Below are 17803 nucleotides of genomic sequence, written 5' to 3'. Positions count from 1 at the left end.
TGATTTTTTCTTCGGTCACTCTGCGCCCCCGGTTCGTGTTAACGCTGTGTACAAAACCGCGCCCCCAGACGAAAGGGCGGACCGACCACTGCGCGCACGGGGTCGCCGCGACGTCGCCCAAAGCGTGAGCGCCATCATGATTGTGTGAAGGGGCGATCGGCGATATCAAGCGAGAAACCAAGAGGAAAGCCGTTCCAGTGAACAAAAACCGTATTACGTCAGAAGAGGCGCTAGCCTTTCACCTTGAACCCACACCCGGCAAGTTCGAGATCACCGCGACCGTCCCTATGACGACCCAGCGAGATCTGAGCCTTGCCTATTCCCCCGGTGTCGCCGTCCCGTGCGAGGCCATCGCCGAGAACCCCGAACTGGCGTATGACTATACCAACAAGGGCAATTTGGTCGCGGTGATTTCTAACGGGACGGCGGTTCTAGGGTTGGGTAACCTTGGTGCGCTGGCGTCAAAGCCGGTGATGGAAGGCAAATCGGTGCTGTTCAAACGCTTCGCCGACGTGAACTCCATCGACATTGAACTGGATACCGAAGACCCCGAAGCGTTTATCAATGCGGTCAAGCTGATGGGCCCGACGTTCGGCGGGATAAACCTTGAGGATATCAAGGCGCCTGAGTGTTTCATCATCGAGCAGCGCCTGAAAGAAGAGATGGACATCCCCGTCTTTCATGATGACCAACACGGAACGGCGGTAATCTGTGCCGCGGGGCTGCTGAATGCCTTGCGCATTTCGGGCAAAAAGATCGAAGACGTGCAGATCGTTTTGAACGGCGCCGGCGCGGCGGGGATCGCCTGTCTTGAGCTTCTCAAGGCGATGGGGGCCAAGCATAACAACTGCATTATGTGCGACACTAAAGGCGTGATCTATCAAGGTCGTACCGAAGGCATGAACCAGTGGAAATCGGCCCACGCCGCGCAGACTGATCTGCGGACCCTGGAAGAGGCGATGAAGAACGCGGATGTGTTCCTTGGCGTGTCGGTCAAGGGCGCTGTGACGCCCGCGATGGTTGCCAGCATGGCCGATAATCCGGTGATCTTTGCGATGGCAAACCCCGATCCCGAAATCACCCCCGAAGAAGCACACGAAGTCCGCGCCGACGCGATTGTCGCCACAGGCCGCAGTGACTACCCCAATCAGGTGAATAACGTGTTGGGCTTTCCCTATCTGTTCCGCGGGGCGCTCGATATTCATGCCCGCGCCATCAACGACGAGATGAAGATCGCCTGCGCCCACGCGCTGGCCGATCTTGCGCGCGAGGATGTGCCGGACGAAGTGGCGCTCGCCTATGGCAAGAACCTCACCTTTGGTCGCGATTACATTATCCCGACGCCGTTTGACCCGCGATTGATCCACCGTATTCCGCCGGCCGTTGCACGTGCAGGGATGAATACCGGTGCCGCGCGGCGCCCGATCATCGATATGGACGCCTACGAGCTGAGCCTGAAGTCGCGCATGGACCCGACGGCGAATATCCTGCGGGGGATCAATGCCCGTGCCCGCGCCAATCAGGCGCGGATGATCTTTGCCGAGGGCGATGACCCCAAGGTCTTGCGCGCGGCGGTCATGTACCAACGCTCCGGTCTGGGCAAGGCACTGGTGGTCGGGCGGCTTGACGACGTCAAGGCCAAGCTGACCGCCGCAGGAATGGAGGATGCACACCGCGAGCTCGAGATCGTGAACGCGGCCAATACCCAGTATCTGGATACATATAAGTCATATCTTTACAACAGGTTGCAGCGCAAAGGGTCGGACAGCAAAGACATACACCGTCTTGCAGCACGAGATCGTCACGTGTTCGCCGCATTGATGCTGGCACATGGGCATGGCGACGGTCTGGTGACCGGTGCGACCCGTAAATCTGCGCATGTGCTTGAACGGCTGAACCACGTGTTCGACGCCAACGCCCAACATGGCGCCGTCGGCATTACCGCGTTGCTGCACAAGGGGCGGATCGTATTTATCGGCGATACGCTGGTGCACGAATGGCCAAACGAAGAGGATCTGGCCAACATTGCCGAAAAAGGGGCTAAGGTCGCGCGTCACATGGGGCTTGAGCCTCGGGTTGCTTTCGTCAGCTTCTCTACCTTCGGCTATCCGGTTTCCGAGCGGGCGGAAAAGATGCAGCGCGCCCCCGATGTGCTGGACGCCCGCGGCGTTGATTTCGAATACGAAGGCGAGATGACCGTTGATGTCGCGCTGAACGCCGAGAGCCAGAAGAACTATCCGTTCTCGCGTTTGACGGGGCCTGCGAATATTCTGGTGGTCCCCGCGCGACATTCCGCGAGCATTTCTGTGAAACTGATGCAGGAAATGGCGGGCGCCACTGTGATCGGGCCGATTTTGACCGGTTTGGACAAATCGATCCAGATTTGTTCGACGACATCCACGGCGAACGACATTTTGAACATGGCCATTCTAGCAGCCTGTAAGGTCGGCGAATGATCTGGAACCTCGGCTCTATCAACGCAGATAACTTCTACTATCTGCGGCATTTGCCTGCGCCGGGGGAAACAATTGCCGCGCATGATTTCCGGCAGGGTTTGGGCGGGAAGGGGGCCAATATGTCGGTCGCCGCCGCCCGTGCCGGCACGCGCGTCACGCATATCGGCGCCGTGGGGCCGGATGGCAAATGGGCCGTGGAACGACTGCTGGAATATGGTGTTGAGACGCAGCATATCAGCGTGATCGATACGGCCACCGGCCATGCGAATATCTGTGTCGCGGATGATGGTGAAAACGCTATCGTTTTGTTTTCAGGGGCCAATCACGAAATCACCACCCAGATGATCGGTGCCGCTTTGTCCGAGGCGTCGCCGGGTGATTTTCTGCTCATGCAAAACGAAACATTGGGCCAACGCTTTGCCGCGCGCACTGCGCATACGCTGGGATTGCGCGTGGCCTATGCCGCCGCACCCTTCGATGCGGAGATCGTGGCGGAGGTATTGCCCGACATCGATCTCCTTGTGCTAAACGAAGTCGAAGCTGCCGCGCTTGGGAAAGCCGTTGGCACCAGCATCGACGCCCTGCCGATCGACGATATTATCGTAACCTTGGGCGCCGAGGGCTGCAAATGGGTCTCTAAACAGGCAAAATCAGTGATGAATTTCCCTGCCTATCCTGTGATTGCCGTCGATACGACGGGCGCAGGCGACACGTTTACCGGTTATCTCATAGCCGCATTGGATCGCAAACTTTCAATGCAAGATGCGATTATACTGGCGATGCAGGCGGGTGCGTTGATGGTGACGCGTCAGGGAACGGCCGACGTGATCCCGGACCTCAAAGACATTCAGGACCACGGTTTCGACGGTGATTGAACCCAACGATTAACGCTGGGTTAATACTTATTTTACGAACGGAGCAGCACTACCCCAAAGCTGTTTCACGCGCTGGTCGCGCCCGCAGCCGTTACGATAGCGTTTATATGCGACGGACTTTTTCACACCCAACCCGACGCTGGTAAAGGCAAGGCGTTCATCGCTTTTGTAATAGTCCTGATGATAGGCATCGGCGGGATAGAACGCAGTTTTTCCCAAGATCGGGGTGACCACGGTTTTCCCTAAAGCGGCCTGAGCCTGTGATTTTGCGTTCTCTGCAGCGGCTTTCTGGCCGGCACCATCCGCAAAGATCGCAGTGCGATAACTGTCGCCGCGGTCGCAGAACTGCCCACCGGCATCGGTCGGATCGACCGAGCGGAAGAACATTGCCAGCAATTGGTCGGCAGAAACAACCGCAGGATCATACTGGATCTGCGCCGCTTCATAGTGGCCCGTTCCGCCCGCGACGACCTGCTTGTACGTCGGGTTCTTCACATTTCCGCCCGCGAAACCGGATACAACTTCCTTGACGCCCTTCACGGCTTCGAAATCGGATTCGACGCACCAAAAGCAGCCTCCAGCAACCAAAAGCGTCTCTGTTCCGGCGGCTTTTGCGGTTGTCGCCTGTGCCGCGAGGCCCAGACCGATGGCGGCGCTCAGCACGATCAGGCGCATATTTGTGGCAATACTCATGAATACTCTCCATCATTTTTTCAAACCGTGACGCTATTAGCGCCGCGAGGCAACTCAGGTGCCCGTGATGTCACGCCCTAGTGATGTAGGTTTCACCCTTGGCCCCGTGGCATGAAGTTCTTAGCGTCAACCGCAAAGAAGGAGCAATTTGATGCAAGATCACGTCACCACGCACCAAGCCCAAGAAGATGCCCGTAACGAAGACATCTTGATCTATTTAAACGGCCGGATTGTCCCCAGGGCGCAGGCGGTTGTCAGCGTCTATGACAGCGGTTTCATGTTGGGTGACGGAATCTGGGAAGGGCTGAGGCTTTATGATGGTACATGGGCCTTCCTAAGCGATCATTTCGACCGCCTGCTCGAAGCCGCAAAAGCCATTGATCTGGACATCGGGATGACACGTGAGCAGCTCGTTTCCGCATTGTTAGAGACCCAAAGTGCAAATGGAATGACCACAGACGCCCACGCGCGATTGATGATCACCCGTGGCCCTAAAACGCGGCCGTTCCAGCACCCGTCGCTGTCGCAATCCGGCCCCACAATCGCGATCATAATGGAGCATTCCCGGCCCAATATGCCGCGCCCGATCCGGCTTGCTACCGTGCCCCATATGCGGGGGCTGCCGATGACCCAGGACCCGAAACTGAATAGTCATTCAAAATTGAATTGTATCCTTGCTTGTATTGCCGCGGAAAAAGCGGGTGCCGACGAGGGTTTGATGCTGGATATTAACGGGTTCGTGAATACAACAAACGCCTGTAATTTTTTCATCGTCCGCAAGGGGGAGGTTTGGACCAGCACTGGCGACTACTGCATGAATGGGATCACCCGTCAGAAAGTGATCAATCTGTGTCGCGCCAACGACATCCCCTGTTTCGAGCGGAACTATTCGCTTGTCGACACCTATGGTGCCGACGAGGCATTCTTGACGGGCACCTTCGGCGCGCAAACCCCCGTCGCGATGATCGATGGTCGCCAGATCGGCGACGGCGAAATGGGGCCTGTGACCAAAAAACTACGCGAATTGTACAAGGCCCTCATCGCAAAGGAATGTGCCTGATGCGTATCGCAATGTGGTCCGGCCCGCGTAATCTAAGCACGGCGATGATGTATAGTTTCGGCAATCGCGCTGATTTCACCGCGATGGATGAGCCGTTCTATGCACCCTATCTTAAACAAACCGGCATTAACCATCCGATGCACCAAGAAATCATCGCGCACCATGAATGTGACCCTGCCAAAGTCGCGGCGCAGTGCGCGCTCGCCGGCACCCCACACCGCTATATGAAGCATATGCCGCATCACATGATTGACAGCTTTCCGATGGATTGGGCCAAAGGCTGTGTCCATGTCCATCTGATACGCCATCCTGCGCACGTAATTGCCAGCTATACTGCAAAGCGAGAAGCACCGAATTTTAACGATATCGGCTATGGTCAACAAACCGCGCTTTTCGATCAAATTGGCGGAATGGTGATTGATTCAGCAGATATCAGGGCGAATCCGGAACAGATGCTGCGCAAACTTTGCAGCGCAATCGACCTGCGTTTCGATCCCGCTATGCTGTCTTGGGCCGCCGGTCCCCGCGCAGAAGACGGGATCTGGGCAGCGCATTGGTACGGTGCCGTTCATAAAAGCACCGGGTTCGCCGGGGCCGAAGGGCCTCTGCCTACGCTCACCGGTGAGGCGGAAACGCTGTGCGCGCAGGCAATGCCCCATTACCAAAAGCTTTATGATCAAAGACTTAGGTGAGTAATGGCTAGAAAAAGGCGGAGTATCGAAACTAAATCTCGGTGGTTGGCGTGTCTATCAGACAAGTTCAACACAACCAGGAGATTTAACATGAAGATGTTTGCAGCAACCGCACTGTCCCTCACGCTCGTCGCGGGCACGGCTTTCGCCGCAGCCCACAGCAACGCTATGGTAGAAGCGATGGATCAAGATGTGTCCAACGGCGTCGTCAGCGCCGATAAAGTGATGGCATCGGAAAACGGTTGGATGGTCGTGCACCGCACCGATGCAGAGATGAAGCCGGGCCCGGTCGTCGGCTACGCACCCTTGCGTGCCGGTGAGAACATCGACGTCAGCGCCATTCTGCAAGAAGACGTTAAATCCGGCGATATGCTGATGCTTATGGTCCACTCAGAAGAGGGCGGCATGAAAACCGGTGGCTTCGAATACACTTTGGGCGCAAAGGAAGACGGCCCTATCAAACCTGATGGTAAATTGGTGATGACGGTCATCACGGCCGAATAAACCGTTCAAAATTAAAGAAAAGGCCCGGAGAGATTATGCTCTGTCCGGGCCTTTTTTATCTTAACCTTTGAGGCGTTTGTCACGTGCCGCCAAAAGCTTGAGTCGAAGCGCGTTCAACTGAATGAAGCCCGCAGCGTCTTTTTGATCATAGGCACCAGCGTCATCTTCGAAGGTGACATGCGCTTCGGAATATAGCGAATGCTCCGACCAGCGGCCAACCGTGCGGACATGGCCTTTGTACAATTTCAATCTAACTGTACCGGTCACATGTGTCTGGGAGGCATCAATCGCGGCTTGCAGCATGGTGCGTTCGGGGCTGTACCAAAAACCATTATAGATCAGCTCTGCATAACGCGGCATCAGCTCGTCTTTTAGGTGCATCGCGCCGCGGTCGAGGGTAATCGATTCGATGCCGCGGTGTGCTTCGAGCAGCAATGTCCCGCCGGGGGTCTCATAGATCCCACGGGACTTCATACCGACAAAGCGCCCCTCAACAAGATCAAGGCGGCCGCAGCCGTGCTTGCCGCCAAGTTCGTTCAATTTAGCCAAAAGTGTCGCTGGCGACATGTTTTCGCCATTGATGCTGACCGCATCGCCACCTTCAAAACCAACTTCGACATATTCGGGCGTGTCGGGTGCCTGCTCTGGCGAAACCGTACGCTGATAAACATATTCGGGTGCGTCCACGGCCGGATCTTCCAGCACTTTTCCTTCGGAGGACGTGTGAAGGAGATTTGCATCCACACTAAAGGGTGCTTCGCCACGTTTGTCTTTTGCCACGGGGATCTGATGTTTTTCAGCAAATTCGATCAATTTCGTCCGGCTGGTCAGATCCCACTCACGCCAAGGCGCGATTACTTTGATGTCAGGGTTCAAGGCATAGGCAGCCAATTCGAAACGGACCTGATCATTGCCCTTGCCCGTCGCACCATGCGCAACCGCATCGGCTCCGGTTTCGGCGGCAATTTCAACCAAGCGTTTAGAAATCAACGGCCGAGCGATCGAGGTGCCCAACAGGTAAAGCCCTTCGTAGACGGCATTGGCGCGAAACATCGGGAAGACGAAATCGCGCACGAATTCTTCGCGGACATCTTCGACATAGATTTCCGACGCGCCCATCATTTCGGCTTTGGCGCGGGCAGGCTCAAGTTCTTCGCCTTGGCCGAGATCAGCGGTAAAGGTCACCACTTCGCAGCCGTATTCGGTTTGCAGCCATTTTAGGATAATCGAGGTATCAAGCCCACCAGAATAGGCGAGCACAACTTTTTTGGGCGCGGACATGATGTTTCCTTTTCGGTTTGCACCGCGAAGTATCTGTTTTCCATGGTATGAGCAAGATTGAAGGCTGCGTTGACCGCACCGGCGCGGGATCGTATCGAAAGGTATCCAACGCAAAGGTCAATGAAATGACGGATCTGTTCAAAACTGCGGCTCGCAGCGCTACGCTATCGATGCGCGAGGTGTTTCCCGCCACCCCATTGATGCGCAACGAACATTTGTCCGAAAAATATGACGCGGATATTTGGTTGAAGCGAGAAGACCTAAGCCCGGTCCGATCATATAAGCTGCGCGGCGCGTTCAACGCGATGCGCAAGGTGATCCCCGAACAGTCGGTTTTTGTTTGTGCAAGCGCAGGAAATCATGCCCAAGGTGTTGCATTTATGTGCAGTCATTTTGGTGTGAAGGGCGTTATATTTATGCCCGTAACGACCCCTCAGCAGAAGATCCAGAAAACAAAAATCTTTGGCGGGCTTCAGGTGGAGGTGCGGCTGGTTGGGGACTATTTTGATAAAACCCTGCAAGCGGCGCAGCAATATTGCACGGAAGAGGGCGCTCATTTTCTGTCTCCTTTCGATGATGAAGATGTCATCGAGGGGCAAGCCTCTGTTGCGGTTGAAATAGAAAAGCAGTTGGGCCGTGTTCCGGACCACATCATGCTGCCCGTCGGTGGCGGCGGATTGTCGTCGGGGATCTACAGCTATTTTCAAGATACATGTCGATATAGCTTCGTTGAACCTAAAGGTGCGCCTAGTTTAGCTCGGGCATTGGTGGCTGGAGCTCCTGTTGATGTATCTCCTATCAATAGTTTTGTTGACGGTGCCGCTGTGGCAAAGATTGGTGAGCGTAATTTTAAGCGATTGCGTACTGTGCCGGTTGAGAGCGTGATCCACCTGGCCGAAGATCGCATCTGCGTCACGATCATTGAAATGTTGAACGTCGAAGGCATCGTCCTTGAGCCTGCCGGAGCTCTTTCAATTGAAGCCTTGGGTGAGGTTTCTGAACAGATAAAGGGCAAGACCGTCGTCTGTGTCGCATCAGGCGGGAACTTTGATTTTGAACGTCTCCCTGAGGTAAAGGAACGGGCTCAGCGCTATTCTGGGGTTAAGAAATACTTCATCCTGCGGATGCCGCAGCGGCCCGGTGCGCTGAAGGAGTTTCTGGGCATTCTAGGGCCTGACGATGACATTTGCCGTTTCGAATATCTGAAAAAATCAGCACGTAATTTCGGGTCAGTCCTTATCGGGATCGAAACGCGCAGTTCCGATAGCTTCGCTCCTTTCTTGTCACAGCTTAAGGCAGCCGGGTTCACCTATACCGACATCACGAATGATGAAACTTTGGCGCAGTTTGTGCTATAGCGCGGGATTTTGACCCACAGCTTGTCAGAAACTGCAGCTTGGATTTCTCGTAGATGGTAAAAAGGTCCTCTATAACGGGCTGCATCGATTCGCCTAACGCGAGTTCTTTTTCCGCGCGCAGGCAATGTTCCGAAAACTCGATAAAACCTAAGCTCAGCGCACTTCCTTTAACGAAATGAAGAGTGTCTCGAATGGTTTTAGTAGCCCTGCTGTCCCGAAGTTTGCTTTTTGCTTCTTCTACCTCCAAAAAAAATACCACGATAATTTCTTCGAATGCGCTGGGGCCAACAGCTTCTTTCAGCACAGAGATTTGCTCCCAATCGATCAACGATTCGCCTCCTTTTCTGCGGTCACCCTGACGCGAAAACCTTAACAAATAGTTCCGTCTGCTTATCTGATCGTAGCGATCAATCTTTTAGCGCTGGCCGCTGCGTCTGATGAATGAATGCCTTGGAACCGAGGAAGGCCCCATCGCAGGGACTATCGTCCGTCTGCGCGAGGCGCGGTATCAATGGCTTCGTCACGGATAATATTAGACAGGATTCACGGTATCTTAATCCGACATCCCATAGGCTTCCGATAAGAGATATCGAAAGCCTTTGAGATGCTGTCGCAGACAACCGAAAAAACACAGATACTACCTGAATCAGCGCGGTTTCGCGCGGTCAAAACTGTCATGGTCGTGGACGACAGCGCACTACAACGGTGCATTTTAACGGCGACCTTGACGCGATGGGGGTTCACCGTCCAAGAGGCGGCATCGGCAGTGGACGCGCTAAAAATGTGCCGAAATCGTCTGCCAGATTTGGTCATCAGCGATTGGATTATGCCCGGGATGTCGGGGCTACAGTTCTGCCGTGCGTTCCGTGAACTCTCTACGGGGCGCTACGGATATTTCATTCTACTGACCGCAAAATCCGATAAATCAGAGGTGGTCAGGGGGCTCGATAGCGGCGCGGATGATTTCGTTAGCAAGCCGGTTAACGTGGACGAATTGCGCGCTCGCATCATGGCGGGCGAAAGAATTCTGACAATGCAACGCGAACTGTCATCGAAGAATCGCGTCATCAGTGAAGCGCTGTCTGCACTGCAGGTGGTACATAGCGCGCTTGATCGTGATCTTGATGAGGCGCGGAAATTTCAGGAATCCCTGCTGCAGGATCCGCTGCACGACTTTAACGAGGGAACGATTTCCTTGATGCTGCGATCAAGTGGTCACGTGGGTGGCGACTTGGTGGGGTATTTCGCCGCCGGCCGCAGCTTGGGGGTATATGGGTTGGATGTATCTGGGCACGGTGTCAGCTCCGCTCTGATGGCGGCGCGGCTTGCCGGAACCTTCTCTGCTGTCGCGCCGGACCATAACATTGCTTTGACGCGTCAACCGAACGGGATGTACAGGATGCGGTCGCCCGATCGAGTGGTGGCAGACCTGAACAGGTTGGTCCTCACTGATATGGAGACGGAGCAATACTTTACGATCTTTTTAGCCAAAATTGACCTTGATACCGGTTATATTCAAGCGACGCAGGCCGGACACCCTCATCCATATATACAAAGAAAAAATGGTGTTTTGGTACAGTTGGGGCAGGGGGGGCTGCCTGTCGGCCTGATACCTGATGCGCATTATGACACGACGGTTGCACAGCTAGAACCAGGCGATCGATTTATCATTTTATCCGATGGTGTAACGGAGTGCCCTAACGCATCGGGGCAAATGCTGGACGACGACGGGGTGGCCCGCGTTCTGCATGACCTATATTCCGTTCGAGGCGCGCAATTTTTCGACGCGCTTTCCACCCATCTGGAGGAATATGCGGGCGGTGTAGATTTCCCGGATGATGTGTCGGGAATTTGCTTCGATTATCAGGGTCGCATCGCCAAAAATCGATCAAGGAAATACCTGTCTCCGTCGTTCCCTAGCACAGAAATGGCTTCTTCCCCCGACATAACAACGGTGGCGTGGTCCGGCTCGATCGGCTGGGCAACCTGATGGACTGGATGGGCGACATATACGTGGCAGATTTTCTCGGCCCACATATCATACTCGGGCATATATGCGAACCGTCGGAACGCCCCCAATCGCCGGGGGCGGGCGATGGTCCACCCGATTTCCTCCATCACCTCGCGGTGGAGCGTTTGAAGCGGCGATTCACCAGGGTCAATTCCACCGCCAGGAAGTTGAACATCGACCTCGGGGCGCAACTGGGCAGTCAACAAAAACCGTCCCTTAAGGGGCAAGATCGCATAGACACCGGGTCGAGATCGATATGTTTTGCCGGGCACGGGCGGCTTCCCTACACGTCGCATCATTTGACACCCCCTTTTCGCACGGGTTGTTGCGCTTATATAGACGCGGTATGCCAACCGTCTGCCGGTAAGGAAAGTCAAATGACCCAAGGAAACAAAATCGCGTGGGACGATACCGTTCTACCCTTTCAACTCGATGCCTCTGACATCCGGGGGCGTGTCGCCCGTCTGGATGGCGTGCTGGAAGGGATCTTGCGTCAGCACGATTATCCCGAAAAGGTCGAAGCACTGGTCGCGGAAATGGCCTTGCTTACGGCGTTGATCGGCCAGACGATCAAACTGCGATGGAAACTGCAACTGCAGGTTCAGTCGAACGGGCCGGTGCGGATGATTGCAACGGACTATTATGGTCCGACCGACGATGGCGAACCTGCGCGTATCCGTGCTTACGCCAGTTATGATGCTGACCGGATCACCGATGGGCCGGCGTTTGATCAGGTCGGCGAGGGATATTTCGCCGTTATGATCGATCAAGGGAACGGTATGACACCCTATCAGGGGATTACGCCGCTTACTGGAAAATCCCTCTCCGAATGTGCAGAGGCGTATTTCGCGCAGTCCGAGCAGCTGCCAACCCGGTTCGAGTTGAGCTTTGGCAAATCCACAACGCCTGGTCAGGATGAACATTGGCGTGCTGGCGGTGTTATGCTGCAACATATGCCCAAAGCGTCGCCCTTTGCCGCGCAGGGCGAAGGCAGCGGTGACGTGCTTCTTGCCTCTGACCTCGTTGACGGCGAAGAGGGCGATAACTGGCGCCGTGTGAATGTGCTGCTGGATACAGTAGACGAGCTTGAACTGATCGGGCCAAGTCTGCCACCGACCGACTTGCTGAAACGCCTGTTTCACGAGGAAGTGCCGCGGGTATTCGACGCGCAGGCTGTTCGATTTGGCTGCACCTGCTCGGAAGATCGGGTTCGGCAAAGCCTGTCTATCTATTCAGCGGGCGATATTAAAACGATGACAACTGACGACGGTCGGGTCACCGCAGATTGTCAGTTCTGTGGCGCGCATTACGATCTGGACCCGAAAACTGTCGGGTTCGAGGCTGAAGATAACAGTGGCAGCTGATCAACTTGCCCATTTTCGGACGGCGTTGGCGCAAACTGGTGTCACGTCGTCTGATTTTGACCTGAATAAAGAGACGGTGCTGCCGGCCAATCGCACCTTGCGTCCTGCCGGCGTGCTGGCCCCGATTATCGAGCGTAATGGCCGTTTTGACCTTATCCTGACCAAGCGGTCCTCGGCTCTAAAGCACCATCCAGGACAAATTTCCTTTCCCGGTGGCAAACAGGATGGTGACGATGCTGACGTGGTGGCGGCAGCGTTGCGTGAGGCGCGAGAAGAGATCGGTTTGCCGTCGCATCTGGTTGAGGTGTTGGGCACGTTGCCCGCGCATGAAACAGTGACCAACTTTCTAGTGACCCCAGTAATCGCCTTTGTGAAAGAAGATTTCAAAATCGTCGCTGAACCGGGTGAAGTTGAGGAAGTCTTTACCGTTCCGTTGGATCATGTGCTGAACGCTGACAATTATGTGGTTCAATCACGACGATGGCAGGGGCAACGACGGTATTATTACACTGTTCCTTACGGTCCCTATTACATTTGGGGGGCAACCGCGCGTATGTTACGGGCATGGACCGAACGTATGATGTGACCCTTCCCGCGAGCACCCGCTGGCTTGTTGACCCTGACGCCCAAGCTGTGTGCGATGCGGTGAAGGATGGGGGGCATGTGATCTATTTCGTTGGCGGCTGTGTGCGCAATGCGCTGCTGGGCGTGGCCGACAGCGATGTCGATATGTCGACCAACGCATTGCCGGAAAGGGTGATGGCGCTCGCGGCGCGCGCTGGGCTCAAAGCCGTGCCGACGGGGGTGGAACATGGAACGGTCACTGTGGTCAGTGGCGGCAAAGGGTTCGAGGTAACGACCTTCCGCCGCGATGTGGAAACGGATGGCCGGCGCGCCGTGGTAGCGTTCTCTGACAGTATCATTGACGACGCGTTGCGCCGCGATTTCACCATGAATGCTCTTTATGCGGACGCGCAGGGTCGGGTCATTGATCCGCTTGAAAGTCTGCCTGATCTGCGGGCGCGACGGGTGCGATTTATCGAGGATGCGGCGCAACGTATTCGCGAGGATTACCTGCGCACATTGCGATATTTCCGGTTTTGCGCGTGGTATGCCGACTCGGCAGAGGGGTTTAGTCCAGATGCTTTGGCCGCGATTGCAGCGCATACGGATGGCCTGGAAAGCCTGTCGGCCGAACGTATCGGGGCGGAACTTGCGAAACTATTGGCCGCGCCGGATCCTGCGCCTTCGGTGGCAGCGATGCGCCAAACCGGTGTGTTGGGGGTTGTCCTGCCCGGCAGCGACGATCGCTGGCTTGCGATGGTCGTGCATTTTGAACATCTTTTGCAGCTGGCTCCTGATTGGCGCACGCGTTTGGCAGCGCTTGGCGGCGAAGACGTGGACCAACGGTTACGGCTGAGCAAGGCAGATGCGAAATACCTTCATCGGTTAAGGGAGGCCGCCTTCGGGGCCGAGACCGTCGCCGCGATTGCCTATCTTGATGGCGGGGATATCGCGCGCGCGGTCGTTATCCTGCGGGCCTGCCTTTCTGACACGCCGCCCGATCCCGCCGTTCTTGAGGGGATCTTTCAAGCGGAAAAGGCTGTGTTTCCCGTGAAAGCCGCTGATTTGATGCCGCGATATCGGGGCCCTGAATTGGGGAAACGGTTGGCCGGGTTAAAAGCGCTTTGGATTGCTTCGGGGTTCGCAGCAACTCGGGAAAGCTTGCTGGATGCGCCAGAAAGCTAATGCGCCCTGTGGCCATTCTGAAGCGGCTCTTTCTATAGTGGCGGCGAACGCACGGCCTACAGGTGAAATATGTTTCGATTTTTCGAAAATCTTGTCGATCCCTACGCAGATTACGCCGAACAAGACACGCCACCCACAAGGCTGTGGCCCTTTTTCCGAAGCTACAGTGGGCCGTTCAAAACTGTATTCTGGGTGACAGGCGTATTGTCGATTGTGGTCGCCGCGATCGAGATCGGTCTAATCTACTATATGGGTCGCCTCGTCGATCTGATGGATAGCAGCCCCGCCGAGGTGTGGCGTAGCTATGGGGCGGAGTTTATCGTCGTGGCGTTGCTGATCCTAATCGCGCGCCCTGCTGTCCAAGCCGCGCATGTGTTGCTGTTGAACAATGCCGTGTTGCCGAACTACGGCACACTGTTCCGCTGGCGCGGGCATCGGCAAGTGTTGCGGCAATCGGTCGGCTGGTTTGAAGACGACTTTGCCGGACGCATTGCCAACCGCATCATGCAAACGCCTCCCGCCGCGGGAGAGGTCGTGTTTCAGGTGTTCGACGCGATTTCCTTTGCGCTTGCCTATCTGATTGGCGCGGCGATCCTGTTAACCACATCGGACTGGCAGCTGTTGATCCCGTTGGTGGCGTGGTTCGCGCTTTATGCGCTGCTTACCCGATGGACGATAAAACGTGTCGCGGTCGCCTCGCAAGCGGCGTCGGATGCGCGGTCCGAGGTGACGGGCCGTGTGGTCGACAGCTATAGCAACATCCATTCGGTCAAGATGTTCGCCCATCATGACCGCGAAATTGAATATGCCAAAGGGGCCATCGAGAAGGCGCGCGTCACTTTCCAAAAGGAAATGCGGATATTCACCATCATGGATATCTGTCTGGTCAGCTTGAACGGTTTGTTAATCGTTGGGGTCGTAGGGTGGGCGTTCTACCTGTGGTCCACGGGCAATGCGACCGTGGGTGTGGTGACGGCGGCGACGGCGCTGACGCTTCGGCTGAATTCTATGACCGCGTGGATCATGTGGGCACTTTCGACATTTTTTCAGCAGCTTGGCGTGGTTGCAGAGGGGCTTGAAACGATTGCGCAGCCGATCACACTGGTGGACGAACACGACGCGCAGCCGTTGGTATTGACCGATGGCTGCGTGGAAATGCGATGCCTGACCCATCACTATGGGCGCGGGTCAGGCGGGTTGGATCACATCGATATCACAGTGCGGCCGGGCGAAAAGATTGGCCTGATTGGGCGGTCGGGCGCGGGTAAATCGACCTTGGTTAAGCTGCTGTTGCGCTTTTACGATCCTGAAGGCGGCCGTATTCTGATTGATGGGCAGGATATCACGACCGTTCGTCAGGACAGTCTGCGGCAAGCAATCGGAATGGTGCAGCAGGACAATGCTTTGTTGCACCGGTCGATCCGCGAGAACATCCTTTATGGACGCCCCTCCGCTACCGAAGCAGAGGTGATCGCCGCCGCAAAACAGGCCCAGGCCCATGATTTCATTCAGGATTTAAACGATCAAGGGGGCCGGTCAGGATATGATGCACAGGTCGGGGAGCGGGGTGTGAAACTGTCTGGCGGACAGCGGCAACGTATCGCTTTGGCGCGTGTTATCTTGAAGAACGCGCCGATTCTTTTGCTGGACGAAGCCACAAGCGCGCTGGACAGCGAGGTAGAGGCCACAATCCAGAAGACGCTTTATGGCATGATGGAAGGCAAGACCGTGATCGCCATCGCGCATCGCCTATCCACCATCGCCGAGATGGACCGCATTTTGGTGATGGACGGGGGGCGTATTGTCGAAGAAGGCACCCACGAGGTGCTTTTGACCAAGGGCGGGCTATATTCAGATCTCTGGAACCGGCAATCCGGCGGGTTCCTACGCACAGAAGAGCCGACATCGTAATGCCGTTCAAATGGATCGACCCGTTTTCCCCCGCCGACACCGCGCCGCCGCGCCGTCTGGCGGCTTTCTTTCGTTGGGCTTTAAAGGGCAGCGGTGCCGCGCTTTGTGTGGCGGGGGTGCTCTCCATCTGCGCTGGCGTGATCGAGGTCATGGCCGCATTGGTCCTTGGCTGGGTTGTTGACGCAGCACTTGCGGCAGAGGCGGGGGCCGTTTTTGCGGACCATACGGGGCTGCTGTTGGCGGGACTGGCGTTCTTTTTGCTGCTGCGTCCGGCGCTGTTTGGCGTCAGTTCGTATATGCAGTCGATCGTCGTGGCACCCAATGTGTTCAACCTCGTGCTATCACGGTTGCATCGCTACACGCTGGGACAAGCGGTCACGTTCTTCGACAATGATTTCGCGGGCCGGATTTCCCAAAAGGAAATGCAGACCAGCCGTGCGCTGACCGATGTTGTGACCGAGGTGCTGCACACGGTGCTGTTCGCGGCGGCGTCCTTTATCGGGGCGGTGATGCTTTTGGGGACGGTGGACTGGCGTATCGCTGCTGGTTTGGTGTTGTGGATGGTGGGGTATGTCTTTTTGATCCGCCATTTCATGCCTCGGGTGCGCAAATTTTCAAAGGCGCGGGCAGGCGCGCGCGCGATGGTGACGGGGCAGGTGGTCGATACGATCACCAATATCAAGACCGTGAAACTGTTCGCCCATGCCGACCACGAAGACCGCGCCGCCTTAGGCGCGATGCGCAAATTTCTGGACACGAGCCTCGATTTTGGGCGGGTTAGTGTGTCTTTCCGGTTCTGGCTGATGGCGATTGCAGGGGTTCTGCCGGTGCTGCTGGTGGGCGGCGCGCTATGGTATTGGTCACTTGGGTTGGTGACGGCGGGTGATATCGCTGCAACGGGGGCGGTGTCGCTGCGGCTGGCGCAAATGACCGGCTGGGTCAGTTTTACGCTCATGGCGCTTTATGCGAATATGGGCGAGGTCGAGGACGGTATGCGCACCCTCGCGGCCCCGCAGCAGCTGCGTGATGCGGATGGCGCCGCGGATCTGGATGTTCACGAAGGGGCGATCCAGTTTGATGGGCTGCGCTTTACCTATGGCCGCGACACAGGCGGCATCGAAGATCTGAACCTGTCGATCAAGCCGGGCGAAAAATTGGGGATTGTAGGGGCCTCTGGCGCAGGTAAATCGACCTTGGTTTCCCTTCTGTTACGGCTCTATCCTGCGGAACAGGGTCACATTTTGATCGACGGGCAGGATGTGAGCCAAGTGACCAAGCAAAGCTTGCGGCGTCAGATCGGGATGGTCACGCAGGAAACCGCTATGTTCAACCGGTCGGCGTTCGACAACATACGCTACGGTAAGCCCGATGCGACCCAAGCCGAGGTGATCGCCGCCGCCCGCAAAGCCGAAGCGCATGCGTTCATCGAAAGTATGCAGGACCACACGGGCCGCAGCGGCTATGACGCGCATTTGGGCGAACGTGGTGTGAAGCTGTCGGGCGGGCAACGTCAACGCATCGCGCTGGCACGGGCGATCCTGAAAGACGCACCAATCCTGATATTGGATGAGGCAACCAGCGCGCTTGATAGCGAGGTCGAAGCATCAATCCAAAGCGCACTGACCCGGGTGATGAAGGGCAAGACCGTGATGGCCATCGCGCACCGCCTTTCAACCCTGACCGAGATGGACCGCATCGCTGTAATGGACGCTGGCCGCATCGTAGAGATAGGCACCCACGAGGCGTTGCTGGCCAAAGACGGGCTTTATGCACGGTACTGGCAGCGGCAGTCAGGTGGGTTTTTGGATATGAAGGCCGCAGAATAAGGCTTTTGCTGCGCACGGCTTCG

15 protein-coding genes and 1 pseudogene are annotated in these 17803 nt (G+C 56.2%); 12 read left to right on the top strand and 4 right to left on the bottom strand.

Features of this window, described 5'->3' with window-relative positions; translation table 11 throughout:
• Positions 1-197 precede the first annotated feature (197 nt).
• Both E5180_RS12330 and E5180_RS12325 read left to right on the top strand, forming a co-directional pair.
• Positions 198-2456, top strand: coding sequence for an NADP-dependent malic enzyme (locus E5180_RS12330; protein ID WP_138924624.1), 2259 nt, complete (start codon positions 198-200; stop codon positions 2454-2456).
• Complete coding sequence (locus E5180_RS12325) at positions 2453-3331, top strand: ribokinase (protein WP_138924623.1); 879 nt, start codon at positions 2453-2455, stop codon at positions 3329-3331. The genes E5180_RS12330 and E5180_RS12325 overlap by 4 nt, the downstream gene beginning before the upstream one ends.
• Before the next feature lie 27 nt (positions 3332-3358).
• On the opposite strand, the gene msrA is transcribed toward E5180_RS12325, so the two are convergent.
• A complete protein-coding gene (msrA, locus tag E5180_RS12320; RefSeq protein ID WP_138924622.1) occupies positions 3359-4024 on the bottom strand; it encodes a peptide-methionine (S)-S-oxide reductase MsrA in 666 nt (221 codons plus the stop codon).
• Positions 4025-4175: 151 nt separating this feature from the next.
• Here msrA and E5180_RS12315 point away from each other — a divergent pair, with 151 nt between their 5' ends.
• From E5180_RS12315 to E5180_RS12305, 3 genes are all read left to right on the top strand, one after another.
• Positions 4176-5084: a D-amino acid aminotransferase gene (locus E5180_RS12315; protein ID WP_138924621.1), complete on the top strand. Its 909-nt coding sequence runs from the start codon at positions 4176-4178 to the stop codon at positions 5082-5084.
• On the top strand, positions 5084-5776 hold the full coding sequence (locus tag E5180_RS12310) for an HAD family hydrolase (RefSeq protein WP_138924620.1): 693 nt from the start codon (positions 5084-5086) through the stop codon (positions 5774-5776). Before E5180_RS12315 ends, E5180_RS12310 begins: the two co-directional genes overlap by 1 nt.
• A gap of 90 nt (positions 5777-5866) precedes the next feature.
• Positions 5867-6280 carry a DUF7282 domain-containing protein gene (locus tag E5180_RS12305; RefSeq protein WP_093732771.1) on the top strand — a complete coding sequence of 138 codons (414 nt, stop codon included), beginning with the start codon at positions 5867-5869 and terminating at the stop codon, positions 6278-6280.
• Positions 6281-6340: 60 nt separating this feature from the next.
• Here the strand turns inward: E5180_RS12305 and E5180_RS12300 are convergent, their stop codons facing one another.
• On the bottom strand, positions 6341-7561 hold the full coding sequence (locus E5180_RS12300) for an argininosuccinate synthase (protein ID WP_138924619.1): 1221 nt from the start codon (positions 7559-7561) through the stop codon (positions 6341-6343).
• A gap of 125 nt (positions 7562-7686) precedes the next feature.
• Here E5180_RS12300 and ilvA point away from each other — a divergent pair, with 125 nt between their 5' ends.
• Positions 7687-8919, top strand: a complete 1233-nt coding sequence (gene ilvA / locus E5180_RS12295) for a threonine ammonia-lyase IlvA (RefSeq protein ID WP_138925212.1) — start codon at positions 7687-7689, stop codon at positions 8917-8919.
• Here the strand turns inward: ilvA and E5180_RS12290 are convergent.
• Positions 8882-9247 carry an Hpt domain-containing protein gene (locus E5180_RS12290; protein ID WP_138924618.1) on the bottom strand — a complete coding sequence of 122 codons (366 nt, stop codon included), beginning with the start codon at positions 9245-9247 and terminating at the stop codon, positions 8882-8884. The genes ilvA and E5180_RS12290 overlap by 38 nt on opposite strands.
• A 276-nt stretch (positions 9248-9523) precedes the next feature.
• Between E5180_RS12290 and E5180_RS12285 the strand changes: the two are divergent.
• A pseudogene (locus tag E5180_RS12285) lies at positions 9524-10768 on the top strand (SpoIIE family protein phosphatase); the annotation flags it as partial.
• 14 nt (positions 10769-10782) lie between these two features.
• On the opposite strand, the gene E5180_RS12280 reads toward E5180_RS12285, so the two are convergent.
• On the bottom strand, positions 10783-11229 hold the full coding sequence (locus tag E5180_RS12280; protein WP_138924617.1) for an NUDIX domain-containing protein: 447 nt from the start codon (positions 11227-11229) through the stop codon (positions 10783-10785).
• A 78-nt stretch (positions 11230-11307) separates the two neighbouring features.
• Here E5180_RS12280 and hslO point away from each other — a divergent pair, with 78 nt between their 5' ends.
• The 5 genes from hslO (at position 11308) to E5180_RS12255 (ending at position 17780) form a co-directional block, all read left to right on the top strand.
• Positions 11308-12294: an Hsp33 family molecular chaperone HslO gene (hslO, locus tag E5180_RS12275; protein WP_138924616.1), complete on the top strand. Its 987-nt coding sequence runs from the start codon at positions 11308-11310 to the stop codon at positions 12292-12294.
• Complete coding sequence (locus tag E5180_RS12270) at positions 12284-12880, top strand: CoA pyrophosphatase (RefSeq protein ID WP_138924615.1); 597 nt, start codon at positions 12284-12286, stop codon at positions 12878-12880. Before hslO ends, E5180_RS12270 begins: the two co-directional genes overlap by 11 nt.
• Positions 12859-14043, top strand: a complete 1185-nt coding sequence (locus E5180_RS12265; protein WP_138924614.1) for a CCA tRNA nucleotidyltransferase — start codon at positions 12859-12861, stop codon at positions 14041-14043. Before E5180_RS12270 ends, E5180_RS12265 begins: the two co-directional genes overlap by 22 nt.
• A 69-nt stretch (positions 14044-14112) precedes the next feature.
• Positions 14113-15954, top strand: a complete 1842-nt coding sequence (locus E5180_RS12260) for an ABC transporter ATP-binding protein (RefSeq protein WP_138924613.1) — start codon at positions 14113-14115, stop codon at positions 15952-15954.
• A complete protein-coding gene (locus E5180_RS12255; RefSeq protein ID WP_138924612.1) occupies positions 15954-17780 on the top strand; it encodes an ABC transporter ATP-binding protein in 1827 nt (608 codons plus the stop codon). The genes E5180_RS12260 and E5180_RS12255 overlap by 1 nt, the downstream gene beginning before the upstream one ends.
• Positions 17781-17803: the final 23 nt, after the last annotated feature.

Source organism: Sulfitobacter sp. BSw21498, from assembly GCF_006064855.1.
Classification (GTDB): domain Bacteria; phylum Pseudomonadota; class Alphaproteobacteria; order Rhodobacterales; family Rhodobacteraceae; genus Sulfitobacter.
This window is presented reverse-complemented; position numbering and strand designations above follow the sequence as displayed.